The following is a 26,732-nucleotide window of genomic DNA, read 5'->3' as shown; positions in this document are numbered from 1 at the left end:
ATGATGAATATAGCTTGTGTTAAGGAGATAAAAAGACACGAGTATAGAGTTGGACTAACACCTAGCAATGTTAAGGAATATGTAGATGCTGGGCATAAGGTCTTTATAGAAGAGGACGCTGGAAAGGCTATAGGCTTTTTGAACGAAGACTATGAAAAAAATGGTGCTAAAATAGTAGCTAAAAAGGAGCTTTTTGAAAAAGCTGATATGATCATAAAGGTAAAAGAGCCTTTAGAAGAAGAGTATGAGTATTTTAAGGAAGGGCAAATTCTTTATACCTATCTTCATCTAGCAGCTGATGAAAAGCTTACAAAAATGCTGCTTGATAAGAAAATTTCTTCTATGGCTTATGAGACTATAAAGGTGGGCAATGCTTTACCCTGCCTTGCTCCTATGTCTATGATAGCTGGTCGTTTGGCTGTGCTTGAGGCTGCAAAATATAGTCAAAAAACCTATGGTGGAAATGGTATGCTTTTAAGTGGAATTCCGGGCGTTGCAAAGGGTAAGGTCGTGATAGTAGGAGGAGGAGTTGTAGGCATAAATGCTGCTCAAATAGCACTTGGAGTTGGTGCTGATGTTAGCATTTTAGACATAAACACTCAAAGACTTTCTTATATAGACCAAATTTTTAATATGAAGGTGCATACCTACTACAGCTCAAAGGCAAATTTGCTAAGCTTACTTGAAAATGCTGATGTGGTAATAGGAGCTGTGTTAATTCCGGGTGCAAAGGCTCCAAAGGTGATAAACAAGGAGGATTTAGCCCTTATGAAAAAATCCTCTATCTTAGTGGATGTTGCTATAGATCAAGGAGGCTGCTTTGCCACCTCAAAGCCTACTACTCACGATGAGCCTATATATGAGGTGGATGGAATTTTACACTACTGCGTTGCTAATATGCCAGGATGCGTTGCTAAAACATCTACCATAGCTTTAACTGATACAACTTTATCTTATGGGCTTAAGATAGCTAATCAAGGCTTTGTAAAAGCTTGCTTAGGCGATGAATCCTTGCTTGAGGGAGTAAATACCTACAATGGACTTTGCACCTACGAAGCAGTAAGCAAGGCTTTTAATCTACCTTATACCAAAGCTGCTAAGGCTCTGGCCTAAATTTCAAAGCTTTCTAAATTTTAGAAAGCTTTTGTTTATTAATCCTTCTAATCTAAGAATTTAATATCTCATAAATAAAATCTAATATATAATTACAAAAAGCTTTTTTAGGAAAAAAATGAGAACCTCTTTTTTGTATGATAATGCTCTAAACCACGAAAACATCATAAAAGATTCAAAAACTCTAAAACCCCACTATCTCAACACTATCTTACAAAAAAGCGAAAAATACCTTAAAGAAACATTCAATCCTAAACAATATAAAGAATTTTTAGAATCTATCAAGCACATATATTCCTTTGATTCCACAAAAGATATTGTGAAAGCTTTTGAGAAAAGCTACTATGACTTTGTGAAAGAATACTATCAAAAAAGCTATGCTTATGATGAGGCTTTAGAAACTTTTTTAGATTCTAAAGAGATTAATCCAAAAACCCACAAAGATTCTACACAAAAGATTATATGGGGCGATTGCCTTAAAGCCCTAAAAGCTATGAAAAGTGAATCTATCGGGGCTATGGTAACTTCGCCTCCATACTACAACGCTAGAGAGTATGCACAATACAAGAACTTACAAGAATATTTAGACTTTATGGAAGAGGTTTTAAAGGAATGCTACCGAGTGTTAGATAATCACCGTGTCTTTGTCTTTAATGTAGGCGATGTGTTTGACAATGATAATCTCTTTAGCACTTCTACTTGGGGCAAGAGGCGATTGCCTTTGGGGGCTTATTTTATCACACTTTTTGAAAAAGTGGGTTTTACCTTTGTAGATGATATTATCTGGGATAAAGGACAGGTGCAAAGCCAAAGGCATAAAAATGGGGACAAGCCTTATCCTTACTATCAATACCCGATGAATTGCTATGAGCATATTTTAATCTTTCACAAACATAGGCTAGATTCTACTCGCTATCCTTGTCCTGTGTGTGGCTGTTTGCAAGTCAATGGCAATGCTTATACAGAAAGAGGACTTAAAAGCTGGGAGTGTAAAAACTTAGACTGCTTTGAAAGAAGTGCGGCAAATCGTGGTAAGAGATTTTCAGCAAAGACGTATTTCACACAAAATGAGGGCTTTAATAAAGGTAGTGAGATTGAAAAAGATTTTATTTATGCTTGGAGACGTGATATAAAGGCAATAAATCCTGTGATAAAAATAAACGCTAAAGGGCAAAATATACTAGGACACACGGCACCGTTTCCTAAAGAAATCCCCGAATTTGCAGTTAAGATGTTTAGCTATAAGGGTGAGAGAGTTCTAGATCCTTTTGCTGGTATTGGCACGAGTGTGAAAGTAGCAAGTGAGCTAGGACGCATCGGCATAGGCATAGAGCGAGATAAAAAGCTAAAAGAGAATGTGTATAGATTCTTAGGTAGCAAAGAGAATCTAGGAGAATACAAGCTATGAGCGAAATAGAAGATGAAAAGAAAAAGCAAGTCATTGGTTTATATGGTGAAATGCAGTTAGCAATGAGACTACATAATAATGGGTGGCAAGTGCATAGAAGCTATATAGATGAGGGCATTGATTTTGTTATTTCAAAGTATTATTGTAGTAGATGTAAAAAATTTAGTAATCAATTTATAAGACAAGGTGAGTATAAAGGCACAAATGCTAAGTGTGTAACCAATCTTTGTGAATCTTGCCAAGCTCAAAAGCTTGATATTGTAACGAAATATTTACAAGTTAAGACAAGTGAGGGCAAGACTATCAAAAAAGGCGGTGAGATTTTAAAAAATGAGCGAGATTTTAGCTTTCACCCTAAAATTCGTTATGATATGGATAAAAATGTCTTTTATGTGTGGATTGCGGTATTTACGGACAATGATGAGCTAGAATCCGCTAAGATTCACTACTATATCTTTCACTCAAGCGATGTAGCTAGGTTTGATGATATATCCCTACCTACTTATCAAATCACAGACAATCAAAAAACCACTTTGCGTATTAATATAGCAGGGGAGATTCTTAACAAAGGTAAAAAATATAGCTATGAATGTTTTAAAAACTTTCATAATAATTTTGCTCTCTTAGAATCTCTATAAAATCTTATTCTTTCCTCAAAAGGCTCCACACAAAAAAACTTAAGAAAAGACAGAGAATCCCGCAGATTATAAGCGTATAAATAAAGCTTTCATCATAGATATGTGCTAAGCTTTGCTTAAGCTTTTAAAATTTAGCCACGTTAATTAAATCCCGCCCCAAAGCCAAAGCCTTTTGCCTAAAATTTTCTTTATTAAAATGCTCTAAATGCACTACCTTTACACCGCTATATTTAAACACAAAGTCATCTATATCCTCATCTTTTTTCCGCTCATCACAAAGTGGGGTAAAAGCTATCCATCCTCAGCTGTTTCTATAAGGAAAAATATTTTCAAATCAAATGCAAATTTAAACACTTGTCATTAAAAGATAAATATTGTAAAATAATTTTAATTTTCTAAATATAAGGCAAAACTATGAATGAAACATTACAATATGAATACACAAGTGATAGATTAAAAGAATTAATTAAGATTTATATAAATGACAGCACAGAAAAAATTTAATGAATGTTGCTAAAGAAATTAAAAAAGAAAATTACTTAGAAACAAAAAAACTTCTTGATTTGGCCTTAATAGAAATTAAAAAAGAACTTGAAAAAATCTCTGATAAATTTGTTAGCAAAGATTATTTAGACGCAAAGCTAGAAGCTTTAGAGTATAAAATAAATGAAAAAATATCAAACTTAAAAAGAGAACTAAAAGAAGAAATAGCTAGTGTAAAATCTGAACTTAAAGAAAAAATAGATGAAAATACAAATGAAATAAAGAACATAAAAAAAGATATTAAATATTATGCCTTTTTAATAATAGCTTTAATGATTATACTTCAACCAAAAGTAATAGAATTTATATCTACAATATTTTCTGTATCTAAGTAAATTCAAATCAACTTAATTTAAATTTTTTTAAAACACCAAAGGCGTATCATAGCCCCCTCAAAAGAGGGGCTACTTTAGTATGATTTGACAACAATCACACAAAGTAGTATAATCATAACTATGATTTTTTTTAAACATTTAATCACCGCCTTTCTGGGCGATAAGAGAATGTCAAAGGGTGCGAGCCTTTGGCATTCCACCCAAACAAATTGTAATAAATTCTAGTGTAAAATCCTCTTAAATAAAATAGCAATCTCTCTAAGGCTTAAAACAAGACAAAGAATTCCACAAAGGCTAGAAATAAAGCTTTCCTAACAAGCATACACCAAGCTTTGCTTAGCCTTTAAAATTTAGCTACTCTAATTAAATCCTGCCTCAAAGCCAGAGCCTTTTGCCTAAAATTTTCTTTATTAAAATGCTCTAAATGCACTATCTTTACACCGCTATATTTAAACACAAAGTTATCTATATCCTCATCTTTTTTTCCGCTCATCACAAGGGCAAGTAAGGGAAGCTGTCTTTGCCTTAAGGCTTCTATGCTAAGGATTATATGATTTATACAGCCTAGATAATAACTTGCCACCAAGATACAAGGCTTTGCATTTAAGGCTAAATAATCTATCATACATTTTTCCTCATCCAAAGGAGTAAAAAGCCCCCCAGCTGTTTCTATAAGTAAATTCTTACTTTCAGGTAAAACTATATCAAAAGCTTTATAATTTAGCCCTTCTAGCTTTTTACCTATGTGAGGCGAGGCAGGGGTTTTTAAAAAAACCCCTTCTTTGTAAATTTTAACATCTTTAGCAAAAGAAGCTACCAAGTTACTATCTTTATTTTCTCCAGCCTGTATCAGCTTAAAATACTCATAAGAAAAAGCCTCGCAAAAAGCGGCACAAAAATGAGTTTTGCCCACATCAGTTGAGCTTCCGCAAACATAAATTTGCATTAAGATACCGACTTTAAAGCTATTGATGAGGCTACGATTAAAAACAAAAATACAAGCTTAAGAAAGGACTTGCTTTCCTTAAAGAAAAAAATCCCCACAAGCACACCTCCAGCAGCTCCTATGCCTGTCCATATCGCATAAGCCGTTCCCATTGAAATTCCTTGCATAGCCTGAGATAAAAAGCCAAGGGATAGGATAAAGCAAAAAGCTATGCTTAATAAAAAGATTTTTTTGTCCGTGCTAACAAATTTTTTCATAGCTATAACACCCACAACCTCCATAAGTCCAGCTAAAATCAAAAAAAACCAGCTCATTTTTTCTCTCCTAAGATCTCCTCAAGCTCATCTATGCCTAAATTTTTTGATAGCTCATTTGCTAAGTCCTCATCGCTTTTTTCTCCTTGTTCTTTGCTAACTAACTTAAGTCCTATAACGCCTAGCAAGAGAACTGCTATGAGTATTATTTTTACTAAGGATACGGCCTCAGCAAAGACTAGCATTTCACTTACAACAACCCCAGCTGTTCCTATGCCAACAAAGACAGCGTAAGCTATGCTTACCTCAAGTCTTTTCACAGCCAAAAGCATACATATGAAAGAGATTAAAACTCCAATAGCTGTTAAGCAGTATTCTAAAATGCTTTGCGAGTATTTAAGCCCACTTACCCAAAAAATTTCAACAAAGCCACCAAAAAGTACTGAAAACCAAGCAAAATTCGCAGATATTTTCTTTTTCATATATTTTTCCTTTTAGTCTAAATTTTAATCCTTTAATAAGCTTTTTAGATTAAAACAAGTCTAAAAGGATTAGGAATGAAAAGATTAAAGGACTTAATTTGCAGATATTAAAAAGTAGTAATCTAAAATTATTTCTTAAACTTTGTTCCTTAGCTAAAATTTCATAAAACATACCATTGTAGCAGTATTTTAAATACTTTCTATAAAGCCTGTAATGCAAGGAGCTAAAAAGCTGTATGCTAAAATTTATGATAATCAAAGTAAGGGCTATAAAGGTGTGAAATTTCATACTAGGATTTAGGAAAAAGCTCTTTATAAAAAAAGATGAAAAGCCCTATGAAAATGATGGCTAAACCGCAAATCTTAAAAAGTGAAATTTCTTTTACAGCTAAGGAAAATGCACCCATTCTATCCAAAAGCATACCTGTTATAATCTGTCCTAAAACAAGCATTAAAAACATATTTGTAAGACCGATTTTTGGTGCTAAAAAAGCAGCCGCAAAGACTATAAAAGCTCCTAAAACGCCTCCTAAATACTTCCACCACTCCTGACTTATACTAAGCTTAAAAACAGAGGCATTCAAAAGCCCAGCAAAATAAATAATAACAAGCAAACAAAGAGTGCCAACAAAAAAATTTACAAAGGCAGCCACTAAATGCGCATTTAAAACAGAGCGTCCTAAAGCTGCATTGATAGGCACTTGCACTGCTAAAGCCACGCCTATAAAAAGAGCCATTATGTAATAAAACATAGCAATAACCTTAAAAATTTTTAGCTAAATTCTAGCAAAATAGCCATTAATATTAAGGATTTTTTTCAAAGAATATTAAAAAGTTCTTGTTATAATTTCACACAAAAAAAGCATAAAATTAGGATAAGAAATGCCAAAAAGAACAGACATAAAAAATATCTTGCTTATAGGAAGCGGACCTATAGTTATAGGTCAGGCTTGTGAATTTGATTACTCTGGAACTCAAGCCGCTAAAACACTCAAAGAGCTTGGATATAGGGTTGTTTTAATAAATTCAAATCCAGCCACAATTATGACAGACCCTGAATTTGCAGACGCTACCTACATAGAACCTATAACAAAAGAAAGTATTTTAAAAATCATCAAAAAAGAAAATATTGACGCCATCTTACCCACAATGGGCGGACAAGTAGCCTTAAATGTGGCTATGGCGGTTTATGAAAGCGGCGAAGCAAAAGATGTAGTCTTTTTGGGTGCAAAGCCAGAAGCTATAAAAAAAGGAGAAGATAGGCAAGTCTTTAAGGAATGTATGAAAAAAATAGGTATGGATTTGCCTAAGTCTATGTATGCTTATAATTACGATGAAGCCTTAAAGGCTGTTGATGAGATAGGCTTTCCTTTGATGATAAGGGCTTCTTATACGCTTGGTGGTGCGGGAAGCGGGGTTGTTTATAATTTAGATGAATTTAAAGAGCTTGCAAAAACTGCATTATCATTATCTCCAATACACGAAATTTTAATAGAAGAATCCCTGCTTGGCTGGAAAGAGTATGAAATGGAGGTTATAAGGGATAAAAATGATAACTGTATCATAGTTTGCTCCATAGAAAATTTAGACCCCATGGGAGTGCATACAGGAGATAGCATAACGGTCGCTCCTGCACTAACGCTTACTGATAAAGAATATCAAGTTATGCGAAATGCCTCCTTTGCCATTTTAAGAGAGATAGGGGTTGATACGGGTGGTTCAAATGTGCAATTTGCCATAAATCCAAAAGATGGTCGTATGATAGTTATAGAAATGAATCCAAGAGTATCTCGCTCCTCAGCTCTTGCAAGCAAGGCCACAGGCTATCCTATAGCAAAGGTTGCCACGCTTTTAGCTGTGGGCTTTTCCTTAGATGAGATAAAAAATGACATCACTCTTACTCCGGCTTCTTTTGAGCCCGCCATTGATTATATAGTTACAAAAATTCCTCGCTTTACCTTTGAAAAATTCCCTGAAGCTAGTGAAATTTTAGGCACTGCTATGAAGAGTGTGGGCGAGGTTATGGCTATTGGTGCTACCTTTAAAGAAAGTTTGCAAAAAGCACTGTGCTCTTTAGAAAGAAGTATTTGTGGCTTTGAAAGCCTTGATATGAAAAAAAATGAGCTCATTTTTAAGCTAAGAAATCCAAATGAAAAAAGACTACTTTGCATAGCACAAGCCTTTAGAGAAGGGCTTAGTGTGGATGAAATATATGAGCTTTGCAAGATAGATACTTGGTTTTTACAACAGATAAAAGAAATCGTGGATTTTGAAGCTAAGATAGATATGGATATACTAAATGATAAAGCCTTGCTTAGAAGGGCTAAAACTATGGGCTTTTCTGATAAGATGATAGCAAAACTTATAAACAAAAAAGACAATTTAGACCTAAGCGAAAATGATATATATCACAAAAGACAAAAACTAGCTATCTTAAGTAATTTTAACGAAGTAGATACTTGCGCTGGTGAATTTGAGGCTTTTACTCCTTATTATTACTCATCTTTTTCTCCTATGCAAGAAAGCTTTAGCGAGGAAAAAAAGCAAAAAAATGAAAAAAAGGTAATGATAATAGGCTCAGGACCAAACCGCATAGGTCAAGGCATAGAATTTGACTATGCTTGTGTGCATGCCTCTTTTGCCTTAAGGGATTTAGGCGTAAAAACTATAATGTATAACTGCAATCCAGAGACCGTCTCAACAGATTATGATACAAGCGATAAGCTTTATTTTGAGCCTATAGAATTTGAATACTTAAGATCTGTTATAGAAAAAGAAAAGCCAGATGGCTTGATAGTGCATTTTGGAGGGCAAACTCCTTTAAAATTTGCTAAAAAACTTAGTATTTTCGGCACAAAGATAATAGGCACCTCGGCTAGGGTTATAGATTTAGCTGAGGATAGAAAGAAATTTGCCGAATTTATGGAAAAACTTGGCATAAAACAACCCAAAAACCACACCGCCACAAGCATAAATGAAGCACTTTCTAAGGCAAGTGATATAGGCTATCCTGTGCTTGTTAGACCTAGCTATGTTTTAGGCGGTAGAGCTATGCGTGTGGTTTATAATGAGGATGAATTAAGCCTTTATATGAAAGAGGCCATAGAAGTAAGCGATAAAAGTCCTATACTTATAGATAAGTTCTTAGACAATGCAACAGAGCTTGATGTGGATGCTATAAGTGATGGCAAGGATGTGTATATAGGCGGCATTATGGAGCATATAGAAGAGGCTGGAATTCACTCAGGCGATAGTGCTTGTTCCTTACCTCCTTATAATATAGATGAAAAAACAATAGAATTAATAGAGCAAAAAACAAAGGAAATCGCTCTAAATTTAGGAGTTATAGGGCTTTTAAACATACAATTTGCCCTGCATAATAATGAGCTTTTTATGATAGAGGTAAATCCAAGGGCAAGCAGGACAGTGCCTTTCGTAAGCAAGGCCACAGGAATTGCCTTAGCAAAGGTTGCAACTAGGGTTATGTATCAAGGAAATTTAAAAGAAGCCTTGAAATTTTATGATAAATACGGCGTTGTTGAGGAGAAAAATGGAATTTTAAAAGCTAAAAATAAAAAGCACAGCAGCGTAAAAGAAGCGGTATTTCCTTTCGCAAAACTAAGCTCAGCGGACTTAGAGCTAGGACCTGAAATGCGTTCAACAGGAGAGGTTATGGGTATAAGTAAAAATTTCTACACCTCTTATGCTAAAAGTCAAATTTCAGCCTTTAACGACCTACCAAGTGCTGGCACGCTTTTTATATCCTTAAAACAAAAGGATAAAAAATACGCAAAGGATTTAGCAAAGGCCTACTCAAAACTAGGCTTTAAAATAATTGCTACAAGTGGCACAGCAGCAGCCATAAAGGAAGCTAAGATAGAGTGCGAGATAGTGTATAAAATTTCAGAAGGAAGACCAAATATAGAAGATAAGCTTAAAAATGAAGAAATAAATCTTGTCATAAATACAAGCGATGAAAATAGCGTTAAAAGCGATACAAAGATAATCCGCTCAAACATCACCCGCTTTAAAATTCCATATTTTACAAATATAAGATCAGCCCTAATAGCAGCAAAGTCCTTGCAAAACAAAGAAGAGCACTTAGCTGTAAAAAGCTTGCAAGAGTATTTAAAATAAGTCTTTTGCTTAGGGTTTTAAGCTTACAAATTTTAAGGAGCCTAGTCAAAAAACTAGGCTAAAAATTTTCTTTATAAAAAATTGCAATATCAAGTTTTATTGCCAAAATAAACTTAAAATAAAAACCCTGAGTTTTAACTTAGAATTTCAAAGAATTCTAAGTTCGTAAATTCAAAGCCCTTAAAACTAAAGTAGAAGTGTTAAAACTCCCACCTAATCCCAACTTGTCCACTTATAAAAGAATCAGCATTATCATATACTCTTTTTGATATAAGACTTTTAGCAGCTAAGGATAAGTTTAAAGCTAAACCATCATTATTAAGATCAACCTTACCTCCTGCTAGTATTTGAGCATAGGTTCTATTCTTATTAACTTCTTTAGTATCTATAGTAATGACATTATTAGACCCAGCCACAACTACATTATAAAAAGAAGCATCATTACTTGCAAAATGTTCTATCTTAGGTCCTATGAAAAAGAAAGAATTTTCATTAAAATATTGTTTTAAACCTATACCTAGATCAAATGATATTGCAGAAGCTGCATAAGATTTATGCTCTAAAGAAAAATCAGAATTTGTATTATAAGCTGGAGTATAAGTATTATAATAATTTACTCCTATAAAATGCTTTATAGATGTTCCTCCATTATCAGCTAAATCAACTACCTTACCTACAGAAGCTGAGATTGTATAATAGTTTCTTGTAAAAGATGAAGTAGTATCATATGAACCTAGCATATAATTTTGCTTAGCAGGATTAAAACCAAAATTTGCTTTTAAATCAAGTTCCATATTATTAGCAAAGTTTTTATTATAATATAGTCCTAATTGATATGATTTTCCCTCTTCATTTATAATCTTATCATTTAAATTTACATCTGCATATGTTAGATAAAGTCCTAGTAAGCTATCATCAGATATTCTTTTATCAAATCCTAAACTTCCTCCTAATACAGAAGCAGAATTACTATTAAGTATATTCTTACCACCAAAGAAATTTGCCCATAAACCATTATCTGTATTATTTATAAAAGTAGCATATGTTCTTCCTGCTTCATCATATGCCATATTACCCATCTTTTCTTCATCACTTTTATAAGGATTTTTAAGATAAACCATTCTTGCATTTATAGCTGCTTCATTAGCTAGATTTATTATTTGTTGTTGAGATGAGATTGCTGAGTTTGAATTTGCTATGCTTTTTGCTGATTTATTAATACTACTTGCTACTTCTGCTTTGTGGGATGGGGAGTTTAGCATTTCAAAGATTACATAGTTTTTTAGTCCTGAATTTGCTATGTTTTTATCTATAAGATTAGTGCTTAGCTCAAGTATTTGTTCATCTTTTATAAACAAGGCATTATAAGCTTTTAAGGCTGCGTCTTTTTCAGCTTGGGTGGAAGCATTTGTGTAAGCGGTGATGGCTGCTTGCTGGTCGTCTATGTCATAGATAGCTTCTTGCATTTGAGAGCGAATATTCACATCCGTAGCTTCATTTTTAGCACTTATTAGCTGTTGTCTTAACTGTCCTAGATAGGTATTTTTAGCCGTTAAAACCGCATTTATATCCCTTGCGTTATCATTAAGCTTTCCACTCATCACGCCATAAGATGAGCCAGTGCCATTTGCCGGTCTTTCAGCCCATACATCATAAGTTACGAAATTATTTAAATTTTGCTCTCTAGCCTCAAAGGCTCCTAAGTTTATATTTGAATTGCTTAAAATTTCTTTGTAGTCTTGCTTTAAAAGAGCCGTAGTTTGGCTTCCTCCATCCACAGAACCGTCTATAGTACCATTTACAGTTAGAGCTACGAAGCGATCAAATTCTAAGGCTTTGTAATTTGTAGCTACCATAACAAATAAAGCACTTGAAGTATATATTCCTCCGGTTCCAATATTGCCATTTATTACGAAATTTGAGTGAGAGCTAGAACCATCGTTTTCTATATGTATCACAGATGAGTCCTTAAATTCAAGGCCTCCATTTACAAGCACTGAGGCACCTTGGCTTATAAGAATTTGAGCGTTTTTATCGGATAAATTTAAGTTGTTTAAATCAGCTGTGTTTTATGAGCCTTGTAGCGTGAATTTGCTTGCATTTATAACGCTTTGTCCGCTTAAGGCTCTAAAACTAACATCCTTTGCGCTTAGCGAGCCACCTGAAATTTCGAAGTTGTCGATATAAACTAGGTTATTTGTCATTTCGTTGTTTATAGTTATGGGAGAATTTACGCTGCTTACATCAAGGCGAAAGCGAGCGCCCTTATGTAAAATACGAACCCAGAGCATTAGCACTATTTATACTAACATCGTTTGCCGCCACAGCACAGGAGCTAAGAGCAGATACCAAAGCCAAAGAATAAAGAGGTTTTGTAAAAGAATTTTTAATACTCATAGTTTTCCTTTTCATATATAAAAAATCATGGAGGAAGTATATACAAAAAAAACAAAAAATGTCTTTAAATCTTTATATTTTAGGACTTTTGCTGAGATTTGAACTTAAAAAATAGTAAATGAATGGCAAATAGCATTAAAATTTGCTTAAAAATTTTTAGAAATTTTTTAAATTTTTTAAAAATAAGGTGTAAAAAAGTAACAAATAACTTTTTATTTTCATAAGAAAGGTGTATCAAATTCTTTAAATTTTAAATTTAAAATACAAGTAGATAAATTTGCAAGGTTTAGTTGTGAAGGGTAGATTGAGGCTTAAAAAGCACTTAAAATCTTTTTATACTTTTTTAAGGCTTTTTTATAGTTTACAAGCTCTAGTTTCGCTTCTTTTGCCACCTTTTTGTAAGATTTTTCAAAAAGTTTTTCTAACCTTTTAAAAGCCTTTAAATTTAGCTCTTTTGAGCCTAGTTTGTAGCTTTTTAGTAAGTTTTTATACTCTTTTTTGCTTAGATAATCTTTCAAAAGCTTATGCTGTTTGCCTAGGTATATTTTCTTACCTTCTTTTAAGCTTAGTTCCCACTGAAGCATTACAAACAAAGCCTCACGCATAGAATCTATATAGTAAATAAAGCTAAGCTCTTTGTCCCTTAAAAACTCACGCCAAGCATAGCCGCTTAGGTGGTAAAACTCATTTAGCACATCAGTAAAGCTTCTTTGGCTTAAATCCTTTGGCAAAAAGTACTCAAGATTTTGGATCTTAGATAAGGCTAAATTATCCTTATCTAGCAAAAAGATAGCTAGTTTTTCATAGCCTAAGTAAAAGTTCAAATCCTTAATATCAATGATTGTAAAATCTATCTTAGTGCCATCTTCATACAAGCAAAGGTAAGAAAACCAGCCCTGTTTTAAATCAGGTTCGTAAAATTCCATATCCTCTGGCTTTTGCACAAATAAAAGCTTTCCAAAGCTTAAAAGCCAAGTTTCATCTTGTATAAAAGCTTTGCTATCCTTGCAAAAAAAGCTTATATCATAATCTGAGTATTTGTCCTTAAGTGGCAAGGGATTTGCTCTTGAGCCCTCCAAACTTAATAATCTTATATTTGAATCTTTTTTTGCAAAGGAGATGATTTTTTCTAAAATTTGCAATTCTTATCCTTTTTTAAGGATAAGAATAACATAAAATTACTAGCTAAAGTTTAGAAATTGTATTGATAAGCTAAACCTGTTATGGAAGTCATTTCGTATGTTTCTAAAATTCCAGCTTCGTATTTTTTGAAAGGTAAGGATTTGTAAAATATTTCTATTCTGTGTCTAGAGGAAAGAGTTAGTGCAAGTCCTGCGTTATAACCTAAACCTTTGCCATCAAAAGCTGACATATTATCGCTGCTCTTAAAGTTGTAAAATCCATAATTCACACCGCCAAAAACGCCTACAAAACTCTCGGTATTAGGTATATTAAAATCTAGTAAAAGGTCTAAATTTAAACCAAGTAGGGTTTGTGTTAGTTTTAAGTCTGTATTTTCTACTTTAGCATTTGCGTAAGAATAATCCACATAAAACCTAGTCCCAAAGATACCGCTTTCATTAAAGCTTTGAAAACCAAGTCTTGCACCAATAGGTATAAAATCTGCCTTGTTAATAAGTATATTACCACCAAGAATAGTATGTTCTGCTGAGTTTGACCCGCCAAACACACCTAGCAAAAAGCCACTTTTATCAAAATCCTTAGCATAGCTAAAACTAAGCACAAAGGCCAAAATAGATAGGACAATCTTTCTCATAAATTTTCCTTTAAATTTGATTAAAGGGGAAATTGTACCCCCCCCCCCCTTAAATTTTGCTTAAGCAAATCTTAAGTTTTAATGAGTTTGATTTTTTTAGATTTAAAAATAAATTTTGATAGGATTGAAGTTTAAATTTGAAGAGTAAAATTCAAGCTATCCCCGAAGGGATAGAGCTTAAGCTTTTTTATCGCTTACTATATCTACTATGGTGTCGCCAACCATAAGAGCGATTTTGTCCATATATTCAGCAGGACTTGTAAAGCCAACGCAAGAGCAGTTTATTTCTCCTAGAACATATTTATCTTTACCATCTTTATCTGTATCAAGGATAAAATCAGCAGTCCATATCAAAGGCAAATCGTAATTTCCAAGCTTGGTGCGAATTTGTGGAAGCTGTGCTAAAAACCAATCTATAAGGCTTTGCCATTCTTTTGGCTCATCGTAGCGGTATTTTGCACCCGAAAAAAGTGTGGCAGAAAAGGCATCAGCACCTTCAGCTGGTTTTTTATGCACCACATAAACAGGAGTTTTATAAAGCATTAAAATTCTAATCTCTCCTTCTTTTATACGCGGTAAAAAGGTCATATCCACAAGCATACCATTATCGCCTATGATGTATTGTTCGCAAAAGTCCATAAATTCGCCTAAAACCCTGTGTTCTACGTGATTATCTTTTGCTTCGGTGCATTTGATTTTGGTATTTAAAGGCACGACAGTAGCTCCAGCAGGTAAATCCTCCTCAACACTCACACGCCAAATTCCCTCTCCGGTTGAGCCTCTATTTTGCTTTAAAACCCTTTCTCCCTTAGCTAGGCTTTTTGGAAAAGTCTCCTTAAAGGTTTTTATATCGTAGTAGGCATAGGTATCATCAGGCACAAGCTCGGTGCTAGCAAGTTTTGTAAGTGCGTCTTTTGCACCATATCCTATCATAGCGTCAGGATGAGGCATACCGATAAGCCCGTCCATACAAAGCTTTCTTAGCATATCAAAGTATTCGTTTTCTTCCTTTAAATTTCCGGGATTTATACGAGAAACATAGCCGTCAAAATTTTCCTTGACATACTTATAAATTTCATCCTTTTTTCCCACTTCAAAAAAGATGACCTCAGCATCCCAGCCCTTATTTTTAAGAGCATTCACCATAGGCATAGTATCCTTTCTATAGCCATCAGGACCCTTGTCGCTTCCGCCTTGAACCTCGAAAAAAACAATCTTTTTTTTCACTGTTGCCTCCTTAAAATTTAGTATAAAATCCATTATATTAAAAATAAATTTAAGTTTCATTGAAAAGAAATTTGAAATATAAATTCAAGACAAAGCTAAAAAATTTTATTAAATTTTTCAATAAATTTCATTTTGATTTTTATGCTGTTACTTTTCGTAAATTATTTTTTTGAAAGAATTTTTGATAGGGTGTGTTTTTGCGTATTTTTAGATAAAAGCCTTATTTTATCGATATTTGTAGTATATAAAAAAAATTATTACATGAAAATTTTATTCGAATTTTTGCGAGTTTATCCTTTTAAAAGATATTTTGTAGAAAAAATTTAAAGATTTTTAAAAATTTAAGCGAAAAACGGGGGGGGGGGTGGTAGAATAGCACTTATTAAAAAAGTCTACGAAAAAGATTTTTGATTTCCACATTTAAATTTAGCAATTTTCGAAAGGATTTAAACATGTTTTCTAGATTAAGTATAGGCACGAAAGCTATTTTAAGCATAGTTTTTGTTGTTGTTCTTTGTATGGGACTTATGTCTTGGGTTATCTTGCAGAATGTAACTCAGGCGCAAAATGAGTCTACTCAAAAATTCTTAAACTCCGTTACTAAAGAAAGCTCAAGGATTATAGACGGTATCATTAACGAGCTATACACTTCCGTTCTAGCTACGCAGACAAACATTTCTAGCTTGGTAAAGGCCGGCGCAAGCCCTGAAATTCAAAGAACCTTGCAAAGAAATCTTTTATCTATGGTTGATTCCTCTTACTACGCTAGAGCAGGGTATATCTATATAAAAGATAGTGCGTATTTTGGCGATAATATAGTAAATCCTAAAAACAGACTTGGCAATGGCGAGTTTTTAATCCTAGCAAAAGCAGAAGGCCTGGGCAATAGCAGCGGTGCTGAGCATATGCAAGCAAGCGATACTATTGCTAAATTTAATTCCGTGGCGAAAATTTTTGAAGGGGCTAGCGTTAGCATTGGAAATCCAAGCTATCAAGACATTTTTTCAGACGGAAGCAAGACATTTGGTATGGGCATAAATATGCCTCTTAAAAATGCTGACGGTAAGGTAATTGGCGTTATAGGAATTTTTCTTGATATGAAAAATATAAGCGATATTCTTTTAAGCAGTGATTTGGATGTATTTGAGGGTGATTATAGGCTTTTAATTGCGGCCGATGGCTCTGTAGCTGTACATCCTAATGAAAGAGTTTTATCTAAAACCTTGTATGAGGTAAACCGCTCCGAGCTTACTAGACAGCTAGGCGAGACCATAGAAAAGAAACAAGGCGGAATAATGGACTATGTGGCTTACGATGGCACCAAGTCTAAGATAGGATTTTCGGTTTTTGAAATGGGGCATGGCACGGGCGTGTATTGGACTTCTGCAGTTATTGCACCTACTGCTTCTGTGTATGAGGATGTGTATTTCATGCAAAAGGTTATCATCATAAGCATTTTGGTTTCTTTGCTTGTGATTGCCTTGTTCGTTGCTTGGTATATAAAGTCTAATATCACAAGTAGAATTCGCACTATCTCAGCGCATCTAAAAGCCTTTTTCAAATGCTTAAATCACGAAACGGACAGATGTCCTGCGGATTTAAAACCAAGGGCAATGGATGAACTTGGCCTAATAGCTGTTGAGATAAATACTAATATCAAAAACACCCAAACAGGCATTGACAAAGACGGTGCTGCGGTAAATGAGTCCATACAGGTGGCAAAAGCCATAGAAAATGGAGATTTAACAGCAAGAATTAATGCTAATCCTTACAATCCTAAGCTCATAGAGCTTAAAAATGTTTTAAACAAAATGCTACAAACAATGCAAGAAAAGATAGGAAGCGATATCAACGACATAGAACAAGTCTTTAATTCTTATACTAGCCTTGATTTCACGCCTAGCATAAGCGAGGCTAAGGGCAGGGTGGAATTAGTGACTAATCAACTTGGAGCCGAGATTAAAAAAATGCTTAGCACGAGCTTTGGTTTTGCTACAAATTTATCACAAGAGCTTGGAAATTTAAGTGCGCAAATGCAAAAGCTAACTGACGGTGCAAACACTCAAGCAAATTCTTTAGAGCAGTCTGCCGCTGCCATAGAGGAGATTACCTCATCTATGCATAATGTTTCAGATAGAACTACCGAGGTTATCTCTCAAACAGATGAGATAAAATCAATCATTAACATTATAAAAGATATAGCCGAGCAAACAAATTTACTAGCCTTAAATGCAGCCATAGAAGCAGCCCGTGCAGGTGAGCATGGACGCGGCTTTGCGGTGGTGGCTGATGAGGTGAGACAGCTTGCTGAAAGAACTACAAAATCCTTAAGTGAGATAGAAAGCTCATCGAATTTATTGGTTCAAAGCATAAATGATATGGCTGTTTCTATAAGAGAGCAAACAGAGGGAATTTCACAGATTAACGAGGCTATCACTTCGCTTGAAGCCGTGACTAGAGAGAATTTAGATATAGCAAACCACACAAATGGCGTGACAAAAGCAGTGAATGACCAAGCATATCAGCTGCTAGATGATATAAATAAAAATAAATTCTAATATAGGCAAAGTTTTCTTTGCCTTTTACTAAATTTTGCATATAATAGCAATTTTGCAAAAGGAGAAGATATGCAAAATTATTTGCAAAAAGCTGAAATTTTAATAGAAGCCCTGCCTTACATACGCAAATTTAATTCTAAGATTATTCTTATAAAATACGGCGGTTCTGCTATGGAGAATGAGGACATTAAAATGTCTGTTATGCAAGATATAGCACTGTTTAAGCTAGTGGGACTAAAGCCTGTTATAGTGCATGGTGGAGGAAAAGAAATCACCGCTATGTGCGAAAAACTGAATGTAAAAAATGAATTTAAAAACGGCCTTAGAGTAAGCTCTAAAGAAACCGTTGAAGTGGCTGAGGCTATGCTTTATAAGATAAATAAAAGCTTGGTGCAAAATTTGGAATTACAAGGCGTTAAGGCTATAGGGATAAGCGGCAAAGATGGCTTTTTGCTTGACTGCGTGAAAAAAGATGAGGATTTGGGCTTTGTAGGCGAGATAAAAAATGTAAATGCGAAAATTTTAAATGATTTGTTAGAAAAGGACTTTTTGCCTATAATTGCGCCTATTGGAATGGATGATGAGGCAAATACTTACAATGTCAATGCCGATGATGTGGCCTGCGAAATAGCAAAGGCTTTAAGGGCTGAAAAATTGGTATTTTTAAGCGATGTTGAGGGACTTTATGAGGATTTTTCTAACAAAAATTCCCTTATATCAAAGATAGATATACAAAAGGCTAAAGAACTTTGTAAAAAAACTCAGGGCGGAATGCTAGTTAAATTACAGTCTTGCATACAAGCTTGTGAAAGTGGGGTTGAGCGAATTCACATAGTAGATGGCAGAGTAAAGCACAGCCTTTTGCTTGAAATTTTCACAGACGAGGGCATAGGAACCGTTATAACAAGGAAATGATATGAATTTTAAAGAGCAAAAAAATTTAGTCCAATTATATAAAAAATTTGACATAGTTTTAAGCAGGGGCGAGGGCGTTTATCTCTACGATGATAAGGGTAAAAAATACCTTGATTTCGCAAGTGGCATAGGAGTTTGCGCACTTGGCTACGCTCATAAGGCTTATACAAAGGCCTTGAAAGAACAAATCGATAAAATTCTACACTGCAGCAATCTCTTTCATAATGAGCAAATAGCCCTAGCCACGAGCAATCTAAGCAAGGCCAGCAAGCTTGATAGAGTTTTTTTCACAAATTCAGGCACAGAAGCTATCGAGGGTCTTTTTAAGGTGGCTAAAAAATACGCTTTTAAAAAGGGCATTAAAAACCCCCAATTCATAGCCTTTAAAAATTCCTTTCACGGTCGCACCCTAGGCGCTCTTTCTTTAACTACTAATGAAAAATACCAAAAGCCTTTTAAGCCGCTCATACCAGGAGTTAAGGTTGCCAAATTTAACGACATGGCCTCGGTAAAAAAGCTTGTAAATGATAAAACTGTGGCTATTTTCATAGAAACCGTGCAAGGCGAGGGCGGCATAAATGCTGTTAATAAAGAGTTTTACAAGGATTTAAGAAAGCTTTGCGATGAAAAGGAAATTTTGTTAATAGCAGATGAAATACAGTGCGGCATGGCAAGAACGGGCAAATTTTTTGCTTACGAACATTTTGATGTTCTGCCCGATGCCTTAGCAAGTGCAAAGGCTTTGGGTTGTGGCGTTAGTGTAGGAGCCTTTGTCTTAAGCGAAAAGCTTGCCGCGTCTTCGCTAGAACATTCAGAGCATGGAACAACTTACGGAGGAAACCCCTTAGTTCTCGCTGCTGTGAATGCTGTTTTTAGCATTTTTAAAGAGGATAAAATTTTACAAAATGTGCAAAAGCTTAGCCCTTATTTAGAACAAAAGCTTGAAAATCTAGTCTCTAACTTTAAATTTGTGAAAAAAAGACAAGGCCTAGGCTTTATGCAAAGTCTTTGTTTGAGTGCTGATGTCAAAGTGGCTGATGTGATTAAAGAGGCGCAAAAAAATGCTCTTATAGTGGTTTCTTGTGCTAAAAATGACCTGCGTTTTCTACCGCCTTTGATAATGCAAAAAGAACACATAGACGAAATGGCAAACAAGCTTCACAAAACATTTTCTGCGTTTTAGCATGTCAAAGCCAAATATCATCATACTAGCCACAGGCGGCACGGTAGCTGCAAAGGCTAGCGATGAAAGTACAAGTACAGATTATAAAGCGGGTGTTCTTAGTATAACTTCCTTGCTTAAGGCTGTGCCAGGACTAGATGATATAGCAAAGTTAAGTACGGAACAAATCGCAAATATAGACAGCTCAAACATGAGCGATGAGCTTTGGCTCAAACTTGCAAAAAGAGTAAATTCGCTAGCAAAAAGCCCAAAAGTAGATGGTATAGTTATAACGCACGGCACGGATACCATGGAGGAGACGGCGTATTTTTTAAATTTGGTATCGCACACAAACAAAGCTATAGTTTTAACAGGAGCCATGAGGCCAGCAAGTGCCATAAGTGCTGATGGTGCTAAAAATCTTTATAACGCTGTGTATTTAGCAGCAGATAAACAGGCTAGAAATAAAGGCGTTATGATTGCCATAAATGATAAAATTTACGCAGCCAGAGATGTGAGCAAAACGCATACCCTAAACATAGACGCTTTTAAGGCACAAAATTCAGGCGAAATAGGCTACATAATAGACGGGAAAGTCTTTTTTAGCCACAACAGCACCAAGCTACACACAGTAAATTCAGTATTTTGCGTGAGAGGGCTTAAAAAGTTGCCAAAGGTTGATATAGTTTATTCTTACGCAAATGATGGCTCCAAAGTAGCCATAGATGCCTTTTTAAAGGCTGGAGCCAAAGGCATAGTAGTGGCGGCAAGTGGAGCAGGAAGCATTCATGAAAATTCAAAAAAGCACCTAATAAAGCTATTAAAAGCTAAAAAGCTTGTGGTTGTGAAAAGCTCTCGTGTCGGTGCAGGTCTTGTTCCTTTAGGCAAAGAGGATGAGGAACAAGGCTTTATAAGTGCAAATGATTTAAACCCTCAAAAAGCTAGAGTTTTGCTAATGCTAGCTTTAACAAAGACAAAAGAGGGCAAAGAAATATCTAAATACTTCGAACTTTACTAAATATCTTTAAATTTAACAAGAAAATTCAACAAGCTAATAATTTAAAATTTCTTCTTAAATATTTGACAAAAATTTAATTTTAGTTTTATTTTTCTTATAATATAATTTTTTAATCAATAAAATTTATTAATTGAAGGATAGATTATGAAAAAGCTTACGAATGACTTTGGAAATGTAGTTGCGGATAATCAAAATTCGCTTTCAGCTGGTGCACAAGGACCTTTACTTTTGCAAGATTATATCTTACTTGAAAAACTAGCTCACCAAAATAGAGAAAGAATCCCTGAAAGAACAGTTCACGCAAAGGGTTCTGCTGCTTATGGTGAGTTAAGAATCACTGAAGATATTTCAAAATACACCAAGGCAAAGGTTTTACAAAAAGGCGAAGTTACCCCGCTTATACTAAGATTTTCAACCGTTGCTGGAGAAGCAGGTGCTGCTGATGCTGAAAGAGATGTAAGAGGATTTGCTATAAAATTCTATACAAAAGAAGGAAACTGGGACCTAGTTGGTAACAACACTCCAACTTTTTTCATAAGAGATCCTTACAAATTCCCAGATTTTATACATACTCAAAAAAGAGATCCTAGAACTCACTTAAGAAGCAACAATGCCGCTTGGGATTTTTGGACTCTCTGTCCTGAATCTCTACACCAAGTAACTATACTTATGAGTGATAGAGGAATTCCAGCAAGTTATAGAAATGTAAATGGTTATGGTAGCCATACTTACAGCCTTATAAACGATAAAGGTGAGAGATTTTGGGTGAAATTCCATTTCAAAACCAAACAAGGTATAAAAACACTTACTAATGCAGAAGCTGAAGCCATAATAGCTAAAGATAGAGAATCTCACCAAAGAGATCTTTACAATGCTATAGAAAAGGGAGATTTCCCAAAATGGACTGTTAAAATTCAAGTTTTACCTGAAAATGAAGCTGATAAGCTAGGATTTAATCCTTTTGATTTAACTAAGGTTTGGCCACACAGCATAGTTCCTCTAATAGAAATAGGAGAAATGGTGCTAAATAAAAACCCAGAAAACTATTTCAACGAAGTAGAGCAAGCTGCCTTTAGTCCTGCTAATATAGTTCCTGGAATTGGCTTTAGCCCTGATAAAATGTTACAAGGTAGAATTTTCAGCTATCCAGACGCACAAAGATATAGAATAGGCACAAACTATCATCTTCTACCTGTAAATAGAGCAAGAAGCGAGGTAAATACTTACAATGTAGCCGGAGCGATGAATAGCGATACATACAAAAATGGTGCAGCTTACTATGAGCCAAACAGCTATAGCGATAGCCCTAAAGAAGATAAGTCTTACTTAGAGCCAGATTTAGCTTTAGATGGTGCGGCACAAAGATATGCTCCACTTGATGATGATTTCTACACTCAACCAAGAGCTTTATTTAATCTAATGAATGATAATCAAAAAGCTCAACTTTTCAGCAATATAGCTGCTTCTATGGATGGGGTTGAAAAAAGCATTATAGATAGAGCCTTAGCTCATTTTGAAAAAATAAGCCCAGATTACGCAAGTGGCGTTAAAAAGGCATTAGGCTTATAATCCTTAGAGTGAGTTTTTCTCACTCTAATTTATACTAAGTGTCAATAAACCTCCCTCCATATTGGCACTTAGTATAAATTAAAGGATAAAAGATGATGAATGAGCTTTCCTTAGAAGAAGAAAAGCACTTTGCAAGACTTTGTAATATGGCTTTTAACTTTGCTAGAAATAACGAGGCTGAAAATTTAAAGATTATGATAGAAGCAGGACTTAGTGTGAATTTAAAAACTCACAAGGGCGATACCTTGCTAATGCTTGCAGCTTATAATAATTCTTATAAAACAGCACAAATGCTCTTAGAAAAAGGTGCTAGGGTTGATGAAAAAAATGACAGAGGACAAACTCCACTAGCTGGGGTTTGTTTTAAGGGCTATCTACCTATGTGTAAGCTTTTGGTTGAAAATGGAGCGAATATAGATGAAAATAATGGCTTAGGAATGACTCCTTTTTCCTTTGCTGTTATGTTTGGTAGAAAGAATATAGCTAGATATTTAATGTTACATTCAAAAAGAAGTTTATTAAAAAAAATAAGCTTTTTCATTCTAAGTATATTTAAAAGGTCTTAATTTTGCTATCATTTTGCTATGAAAAAGATAGCAAAAACATCCCATTCTAAGTTAGAAATCAAAAAATCAACCTTCATAGCCTATCTTTGCGAATTTAAAGAGTATAAAAAGCTCTTGCAAGAGCTTAAAAAAGAACATCCAAAGGCTGTGCATTTTGTGTATGCTTATAGATATTTAAATGATAATAAACAGATAGTAGAGGATAAAAGCGATGATAACGAGCCCAAAAACTCTGCCGGACTTCCCTGCCTTAATGTCTTAAGAGGTGCAGAGCTTATAGACACAGCTGCTGTGGTGCTTAGGTATTTTGGCGGTATAAAGCTTGGTGTTGGAGGGCTTATAAGGGCTTATTCCTCTGCCTTAAATTTAGCCATACAAGAAGCTGAATTTGTAAATTTCGAGCTAAAAGAGAGCATAAGCCTTAAGATAAAGATAAAAGATTTTAACAAATTTAAGCATACTTGCTTAAAAAACGATATAAATTTTAATTCTACTTTTTGTGAAGAAGAGGTTTTTATAAGCTTAAATTTAAACGAAAAAGAAAAAGAAGTCTTAAAACAATACTTATCCTAAGCTTAAAGCTTAGGAAACTTGGTTTAAAAGCTCATCCAAGGTGCTTTTGTTTGTGCTAGAGCCCTCTTCTTTTTTGTTTAAAATGTTTTGCTCATCTTGTCTAAATTTATAGGCTTGTAAAGATGTGCTAAAATCATTTGAAAAAGAGTTTTTTGAAGGGCTATCCCCACCAAAGGACAAAGAAGCCATACTATCAGGCTCACTTGCGTAGTTTTTGCCCGATAAAGAGTAAGGATCGCTGCTATTATCCGTGCTCGAGCTAGCCTCCAAAAGAGAGGAAAAAGAGCTAGATGATGTATCCTCAACTTGCTTTTCAACCTGCTTGTAAGAACCGCTTAAAACATCAAATTCAAGCGAACTTATAGTCTTGTAATTTACCTGCATATCATCTCCTTTCAAAATATATGCAAGGCATAACAAGCAAAAATCATTCCTTTTTTTGCTTTATTTTTTAGTGTAAAGAACTTATTGCTGTGAATTTAAGTTTAGAAAGAAAAATTTACGCAAGGATAAGGCTATCCTTGCTATTTGCTTATTTTAAGCTCTTCATATCTATAACATAGCGAAATTTTGCCCTGCCACTTGTAAGTTTATCATAGGCTTCATCTATTTGATTTACTGAGATTAGCTCTGTTTCTGGGTAAATTTCATTTGCTAAGGAAAAGTCAAGCATTTCTTGCGTTTCTTTCATACCGCCTATTAAAGAGCCATAAACCTTTTTCCCAGCTGAAAAGACTAAGGATTTTATATTTATACTAGGGCAATCTTGCGTAGGCGGTAAGCCAACTATGGCTAATTCTCCCTCATATTTTAATAAATTTACATAATCCATTGGCTCATAAGCAGTAGGTATGGTAGATAGTATGAGATCAAATTTTTCCTTAACTTCGCCTAATTTATCCGTGGTATAAAGTGCCTTAACGCCCATTTTCAAAGCCTCATCCTTTTTGTTTTCATTTCTAGCAAATACAAAAACTTCAGCACCCATTTTTAAAGCGTATTTTACAGCCATTACCCCAACTCCGCCAAAGCCAGCCACTCCTACCTTGCTTCCTTTGCCAATCTTGCTAAATTTAAGCGGAGAATAAGTAGTTATACCAGCACAAAGCAAAGGTGCTACCTTTTCAAGTGGTGCATTTTGTGGCACAGTTACTGCAAAGTCCTCATCTACTACTATATTATTTGAATATCCTCCATAAGTTGGCTCATCGCCGTGAAAATAATCTAAGCAGTTGTAGGTAAAGACGGTTTTGCCATTTTCACAAAACTGCTCTTGACTGCTTTTACAAGCCTCGCATTCTTTACAAGAATTTACCATACAGCCAACCCCGGCATAATCACCCACTTTAAATTTCTTTACCTTTTCACCCACTGCTATAACTTTTCCTGCTATCTCGTGTCCTGGCACCATAGGGTAAATTCCCTCGCCCCATTCGCTTCTAGCCGAGTGTATATCGCTATGACAAATTCCAGCATAAAGAATTTCTATAAGTATGTCTTTTTCTCCAAGCGGATGTCTTGTGAAGTTAAAGAGCTTAAATTTAGAGCTTTTGCTATCTACGGCAAAGCCTGTGGCTGAAATTCTAGCCTTGTTTTTGACCTCTTCAAGTTGCTTTTGCATACTAACTCCTTGTATAAAATTTTGTGTAATTATAACATTAGAGTAGTCTAAGTCAAGGGGATTTTGTAAAATTTTATAATCTTTGGTTATACTTTTGTCATGGATTTTTTCTTCGTTGAATACAGAGACCCTATAACCGGACTTATTGTTCTTGTGGCTTTGGTTTTTATAGTTGCGCTTAGCCATTATGTGTGGAGAATTTTTGCCAATAAAGACGAAAGGCAAAAGCTTGAGGAATTTGTTAAAAAATTTGAAATCGCCTCAGTTCATGAGGAGCTTTTAAGAGGTTCAAATTTCAACCTTTCTTCCTTGCTTTTTCTTGCTTTGGTTTTTACCAAGAGCGGCGAATTTGAAAAGGCTGCGCAAATTTATTTAATAGCTTTGGAAAAAACAAAGGATAAAAACGAGCAAGAGGAAATTTTTTTAGAACTCTCTAAGCTTTATTTTAAGGCAGGGTTTTTGGAAAAAAGTAAGAATGTTTTACTGCAAGCCTTGCAAATTCGCCCCAGAAATAAAGAAGCCTTGAAGCTTTTAAAAACAATTTATATAAAATTAAAATTATACGATGACGCCCTGCAAGCCTTGCTATGCCTTTTTGAGTTAGGAGAGGATACGAAAGAGGAGGAAAATTTCATAAAAATTTTGCTCATGAAAGAAAAAAATGCCGACTTAAATTTCGCAAAGATAAAAGATAAAGGTAAGATGTTAAAAAGATTTGTATATCAAAATTTTAAGCACTATGAAAAACAAGAACTCGAAAATATAATCGATCTTTTGTATTTTAATAAAGACTTGATTGAGGATAAGAATTTTGATGAATTTTTTTATGCTATTTCCTTAAAAGAAGCGCCGCAAAATTTTACTTTTACAAATTCAAATTTTAAAATGCTTTATATTTTAACTCGGGCGAATTTTAAGGCAAGGCTTGATTTTTCGTATTTTTGTTCATCTTGTAAAACTCAGCTTCCTTTATTTTTCTACCACTGTCCTTTTTGTTATGAATTTGGAACTTGTGCTATACTTTATGAGGTTAAAAATGATGAGGTGAAAGCTTAATGCCAGAGATTAATCTTTACACAGACGGTTCTTGCCTTGGCAATCCAGGCATTGGCGGCTGGGCTTATATATTAAAATATGAGGCCAAAAACTATGAAAAAGAAGGTTTTGGTGCAGAACAAAATACCACTAATAACAGAATGGAGCTAAAGGCTATCATCGAGGCTTTAAAGCTTATAAAACAGCCTTGTAAAATAAATCTTTACACAGATTCTAATTTAATGGTTCAAAGCATAAACGAGTGGATTTTTAAGTGGATTAAGACAAATTTTAAGGGCAAAAAAAATGTGGATTTGTGGCAAGAGTACTTAAATCTTTCAAAAGAACACAGGATAAAAGCCTTTTGGCTAAAGGCACATAATGGGCACAAAGAAAATGAAAGATGTGATTTTTTAGCTAGAAACGAGGCTTTAAAACTGCAAAAAAGTATGGAGTAA

Annotated in this window: 25 protein-coding genes and 1 pseudogene; 14 read left to right on the top strand and 12 right to left on the bottom strand. The window is 34.6% G+C overall.

The features are described 5' to 3' along the window. Positions 1-3 precede the first annotated feature (3 nt). The 4 genes from ald (at position 4) to CAV_RS08410 (ending at position 4,037) form a co-directional block, all read left to right on the top strand. Complete coding sequence (gene ald, locus CAV_RS08425; RefSeq protein WP_094324398.1) at positions 4-1,113, top strand: alanine dehydrogenase; 1,110 nt, start codon at positions 4-6, stop codon at positions 1,111-1,113. Positions 1,114-1,231: 118 nt separating this feature from the next. Beyond that, on the top strand, positions 1,232-2,521 hold the full coding sequence (locus CAV_RS08420; protein WP_094324397.1) for a DNA-methyltransferase: 1,290 nt from the start codon (positions 1,232-1,234) through the stop codon (positions 2,519-2,521). After that, positions 2,518-3,159 (top strand): hypothetical protein, encoded by a 642-nt coding sequence (locus tag CAV_RS08415; protein ID WP_094324396.1) that lies wholly within the window; start codon positions 2,518-2,520, stop codon positions 3,157-3,159. The genes CAV_RS08420 and CAV_RS08415 overlap by 4 nt, the downstream gene beginning before the upstream one ends. 503 nt (positions 3,160-3,662) lie before the next feature. After that, entirely contained in the window at positions 3,663-4,037 is a 375-nt protein-coding gene (locus CAV_RS08410; protein WP_094324395.1) for a hypothetical protein, read from the top strand. Between the two features lie 343 nt (positions 4,038-4,380). Here CAV_RS08410 and CAV_RS08405 read toward each other — a convergent pair whose 3' ends face one another. The 4 genes from CAV_RS08405 to CAV_RS08385 all read right to left on the bottom strand — a co-directional run bounded on the left by CAV_RS08405 (position 4,381) and on the right by CAV_RS08385 (position 6,471). Then, on the bottom strand, positions 4,381-4,983 hold the full coding sequence (locus CAV_RS08405) for a dethiobiotin synthase (RefSeq protein WP_094324394.1): 603 nt from the start codon (positions 4,981-4,983) through the stop codon (positions 4,381-4,383). Next, the gene (locus CAV_RS08400; RefSeq protein ID WP_094324393.1) at positions 4,983-5,297 is read right to left on the bottom strand and encodes a DMT family transporter; all 315 of its coding nucleotides are present in this window, start codon (positions 5,295-5,297) and stop codon (positions 4,983-4,985) included. Before CAV_RS08400 ends, CAV_RS08405 begins: the two co-directional genes overlap by 1 nt. Next, entirely contained in the window at positions 5,294-5,719 is a 426-nt protein-coding gene (locus CAV_RS08395; RefSeq protein WP_094324392.1) for a DMT family transporter, read from the bottom strand. The genes CAV_RS08400 and CAV_RS08395 overlap by 4 nt, the downstream gene beginning before the upstream one ends. A 290-nt stretch (positions 5,720-6,009) precedes the next feature. Then, positions 6,010-6,471, bottom strand: coding sequence for a DMT family transporter (locus tag CAV_RS08385; RefSeq protein WP_094324390.1), 462 nt, complete (start codon positions 6,469-6,471; stop codon positions 6,010-6,012). A 130-nt stretch (positions 6,472-6,601) separates the two neighbouring features. Between CAV_RS08385 and carB the strand changes: the two genes are divergently transcribed. Next, complete coding sequence (gene carB / locus CAV_RS08380) at positions 6,602-9,856, top strand: carbamoyl-phosphate synthase large subunit (protein ID WP_094324389.1); 3,255 nt, start codon at positions 6,602-6,604, stop codon at positions 9,854-9,856. A gap of 200 nt (positions 9,857-10,056) precedes the next feature. Here the strand turns inward: carB and CAV_RS08375 are convergent, their stop codons facing one another. From CAV_RS08375 to CAV_RS08360, 6 genes are all read right to left on the bottom strand, one after another. Further along, entirely contained in the window at positions 10,057-11,853 is a 1,797-nt protein-coding gene (locus CAV_RS08375; RefSeq protein WP_094324388.1) for an autotransporter outer membrane beta-barrel domain-containing protein, read from the bottom strand. A gap of 72 nt (positions 11,854-11,925) precedes the next feature. Then, entirely contained in the window at positions 11,926-12,147 is a 222-nt protein-coding gene (locus CAV_RS08945; protein WP_148131200.1) for a hypothetical protein, read from the bottom strand. Next, the gene (locus CAV_RS09235) at positions 12,122-12,253 is read right to left on the bottom strand and encodes a hypothetical protein (protein WP_261786908.1); all 132 of its coding nucleotides are present in this window, start codon (positions 12,251-12,253) and stop codon (positions 12,122-12,124) included. The genes CAV_RS08945 and CAV_RS09235 overlap by 26 nt, the downstream gene beginning before the upstream one ends. 311 nt (positions 12,254-12,564) lie before the next feature. Further along, positions 12,565-13,395 (bottom strand): aminoglycoside 6-adenylyltransferase, encoded by an 831-nt coding sequence (locus CAV_RS08370; protein ID WP_094324387.1) that lies wholly within the window; start codon positions 13,393-13,395, stop codon positions 12,565-12,567. Between the two features lie 50 nt (positions 13,396-13,445). Continuing rightward, complete coding sequence (locus CAV_RS08365) at positions 13,446-14,030, bottom strand: outer membrane beta-barrel protein (protein WP_094324386.1); 585 nt, start codon at positions 14,028-14,030, stop codon at positions 13,446-13,448. 177 nt (positions 14,031-14,207) lie between these two features. Beyond that, on the bottom strand, positions 14,208-15,257 hold the full coding sequence (locus tag CAV_RS08360; protein WP_094324385.1) for a Cj0069 family protein: 1,050 nt from the start codon (positions 15,255-15,257) through the stop codon (positions 14,208-14,210). A 2,168-nt stretch (positions 15,258-17,425) separates the two neighbouring features. Here CAV_RS08360 and CAV_RS09370 point away from each other — a divergent pair. From CAV_RS09370 to CAV_RS08325, 7 genes and pseudogenes are all read left to right on the top strand, one after another. Then, a pseudogene (locus tag CAV_RS09370) lies at positions 17,426-17,815 on the top strand (methyl-accepting chemotaxis protein); the annotation flags it as partial. Between the two features lie 69 nt (positions 17,816-17,884). Next, positions 17,885-18,730 carry an acetylglutamate kinase gene (gene argB / locus CAV_RS08350; RefSeq protein WP_094324383.1) on the top strand — a complete coding sequence of 282 codons (846 nt, stop codon included), beginning with the start codon at positions 17,885-17,887 and terminating at the stop codon, positions 18,728-18,730. 1 nt (position 18,731) lies between these two features. Continuing rightward, the gene (locus CAV_RS08345) at positions 18,732-19,913 is read left to right on the top strand and encodes an aspartate aminotransferase family protein (RefSeq protein ID WP_094324382.1); all 1,182 of its coding nucleotides are present in this window, start codon (positions 18,732-18,734) and stop codon (positions 19,911-19,913) included. 1 nt (position 19,914) lies between these two features. After that, positions 19,915-20,910: an asparaginase gene (locus CAV_RS08340; protein ID WP_094324381.1), complete on the top strand. Its 996-nt coding sequence runs from the start codon at positions 19,915-19,917 to the stop codon at positions 20,908-20,910. 144 nt (positions 20,911-21,054) lie between these two features. Then, entirely contained in the window at positions 21,055-22,479 is a 1,425-nt protein-coding gene (locus CAV_RS08335) for a catalase (RefSeq protein ID WP_094324380.1), read from the top strand. Between the two features lie 95 nt (positions 22,480-22,574). Then, entirely contained in the window at positions 22,575-23,045 is a 471-nt protein-coding gene (locus CAV_RS08330; RefSeq protein WP_094324483.1) for an ankyrin repeat domain-containing protein, read from the top strand. Positions 23,046-23,063: 18 nt separating this feature from the next. Then, positions 23,064-23,618 carry an IMPACT family protein gene (locus CAV_RS08325; protein WP_094324379.1) on the top strand — a complete coding sequence of 185 codons (555 nt, stop codon included), beginning with the start codon at positions 23,064-23,066 and terminating at the stop codon, positions 23,616-23,618. 9 nt (positions 23,619-23,627) lie between these two features. On the opposite strand, the gene CAV_RS08320 is transcribed toward CAV_RS08325, so the two are convergent. Both CAV_RS08320 and CAV_RS08315 read right to left on the bottom strand, forming a co-directional pair. Continuing rightward, positions 23,628-24,002, bottom strand: a complete 375-nt coding sequence (locus CAV_RS08320; protein ID WP_094324378.1) for a hypothetical protein — start codon at positions 24,000-24,002, stop codon at positions 23,628-23,630. 148 nt (positions 24,003-24,150) lie between these two features. Further along, a complete protein-coding gene (locus tag CAV_RS08315) occupies positions 24,151-25,239 on the bottom strand; it encodes an NAD(P)-dependent alcohol dehydrogenase (RefSeq protein WP_094324377.1) in 1,089 nt (362 codons plus the stop codon). Positions 25,240-25,338: 99 nt separating this feature from the next. Here CAV_RS08315 and CAV_RS08310 point away from each other — a divergent pair, with 99 nt between their 5' ends. After that, positions 25,339-26,295 (top strand): tetratricopeptide repeat protein, encoded by a 957-nt coding sequence (locus CAV_RS08310; protein WP_094324376.1) that lies wholly within the window; start codon positions 25,339-25,341, stop codon positions 26,293-26,295. Next, positions 26,295-26,732 carry a ribonuclease HI gene (gene rnhA / locus CAV_RS08305; RefSeq protein ID WP_094324375.1) on the top strand — a complete coding sequence of 146 codons (438 nt, stop codon included), beginning with the start codon at positions 26,295-26,297 and terminating at the stop codon, positions 26,730-26,732. The genes CAV_RS08310 and rnhA overlap by 1 nt, the downstream gene beginning before the upstream one ends.

It is taken from the genome of Campylobacter avium LMG 24591 (assembly GCF_002238335.1).
Lineage (GTDB): Bacteria > Campylobacterota > Campylobacteria > Campylobacterales > Campylobacteraceae > Campylobacter_D > Campylobacter_D avium.
Note: the sequence above shows the minus strand (reverse complement) of the source record. Positions and strands in the feature narration are given on the sequence as shown.

Excerpts from the sequence above, each read along its gene's own strand:
- CAV_RS08325 (WP_094324379.1), top strand. The coding sequence starts at position 23,064 with ATGAAAAAGATAGCAAAAACATCCCATTCTAAGTTAGAAATCAAAAAA.
- CAV_RS08405 (WP_094324394.1), bottom strand. The coding sequence starts at position 4,983 with ATGCAAATTTATGTTTGCGGAAGCTCAACTGATGTGGGCAAAACTCAT.
- CAV_RS08345 (WP_094324382.1), top strand. The coding sequence starts at position 18,732 with ATGAATTTTAAAGAGCAAAAAAATTTAGTCCAATTATATAAAAAATTT.
- CAV_RS08945 (WP_148131200.1), bottom strand. The coding sequence starts at position 12,147 with ATGCTCTGGGTTCGTATTTTACATAAGGGCGCTCGCTTTCGCCTTGAT.
- CAV_RS08415 (WP_094324396.1), top strand. The coding sequence starts at position 2,518 with ATGAGCGAAATAGAAGATGAAAAGAAAAAGCAAGTCATTGGTTTATAT.
- CAV_RS08335 (WP_094324380.1), top strand. The coding sequence starts at position 21,055 with ATGAAAAAGCTTACGAATGACTTTGGAAATGTAGTTGCGGATAATCAA.
- CAV_RS08365 (WP_094324386.1), bottom strand. The coding sequence starts at position 14,030 with ATGAGAAAGATTGTCCTATCTATTTTGGCCTTTGTGCTTAGTTTTAGC.
- rnhA (WP_094324375.1), top strand. The coding sequence starts at position 26,295 with ATGCCAGAGATTAATCTTTACACAGACGGTTCTTGCCTTGGCAATCCA.
- CAV_RS08330 (WP_094324483.1), top strand. The coding sequence starts at position 22,575 with ATGAATGAGCTTTCCTTAGAAGAAGAAAAGCACTTTGCAAGACTTTGT.
- CAV_RS08395 (WP_094324392.1), bottom strand. The coding sequence starts at position 5,719 with ATGAAAAAGAAAATATCTGCGAATTTTGCTTGGTTTTCAGTACTTTTT.
- CAV_RS08310 (WP_094324376.1), top strand. The coding sequence starts at position 25,339 with ATGGATTTTTTCTTCGTTGAATACAGAGACCCTATAACCGGACTTATT.
- argB (WP_094324383.1), top strand. The coding sequence starts at position 17,885 with ATGCAAAATTATTTGCAAAAAGCTGAAATTTTAATAGAAGCCCTGCCT.
- CAV_RS08340 (WP_094324381.1), top strand. The coding sequence starts at position 19,915 with ATGTCAAAGCCAAATATCATCATACTAGCCACAGGCGGCACGGTAGCT.
- CAV_RS08320 (WP_094324378.1), bottom strand. The coding sequence starts at position 24,002 with ATGCAGGTAAATTACAAGACTATAAGTTCGCTTGAATTTGATGTTTTA.
- carB (WP_094324389.1), top strand. The coding sequence starts at position 6,602 with ATGCCAAAAAGAACAGACATAAAAAATATCTTGCTTATAGGAAGCGGA.
- CAV_RS08420 (WP_094324397.1), top strand. The coding sequence starts at position 1,232 with ATGAGAACCTCTTTTTTGTATGATAATGCTCTAAACCACGAAAACATC.
- CAV_RS08410 (WP_094324395.1), top strand. The coding sequence starts at position 3,663 with ATGAATGTTGCTAAAGAAATTAAAAAAGAAAATTACTTAGAAACAAAA.
- CAV_RS08385 (WP_094324390.1), bottom strand. The coding sequence starts at position 6,471 with ATGTTTTATTACATAATGGCTCTTTTTATAGGCGTGGCTTTAGCAGTG.
- CAV_RS08315 (WP_094324377.1), bottom strand. The coding sequence starts at position 25,239 with ATGCAAAAGCAACTTGAAGAGGTCAAAAACAAGGCTAGAATTTCAGCC.
- ald (WP_094324398.1), top strand. The coding sequence starts at position 4 with ATGAATATAGCTTGTGTTAAGGAGATAAAAAGACACGAGTATAGAGTT.
- CAV_RS09235 (WP_261786908.1), bottom strand. The coding sequence starts at position 12,253 with ATGAGTATTAAAAATTCTTTTACAAAACCTCTTTATTCTTTGGCTTTG.
- CAV_RS08400 (WP_094324393.1), bottom strand. The coding sequence starts at position 5,297 with ATGAGCTGGTTTTTTTTGATTTTAGCTGGACTTATGGAGGTTGTGGGT.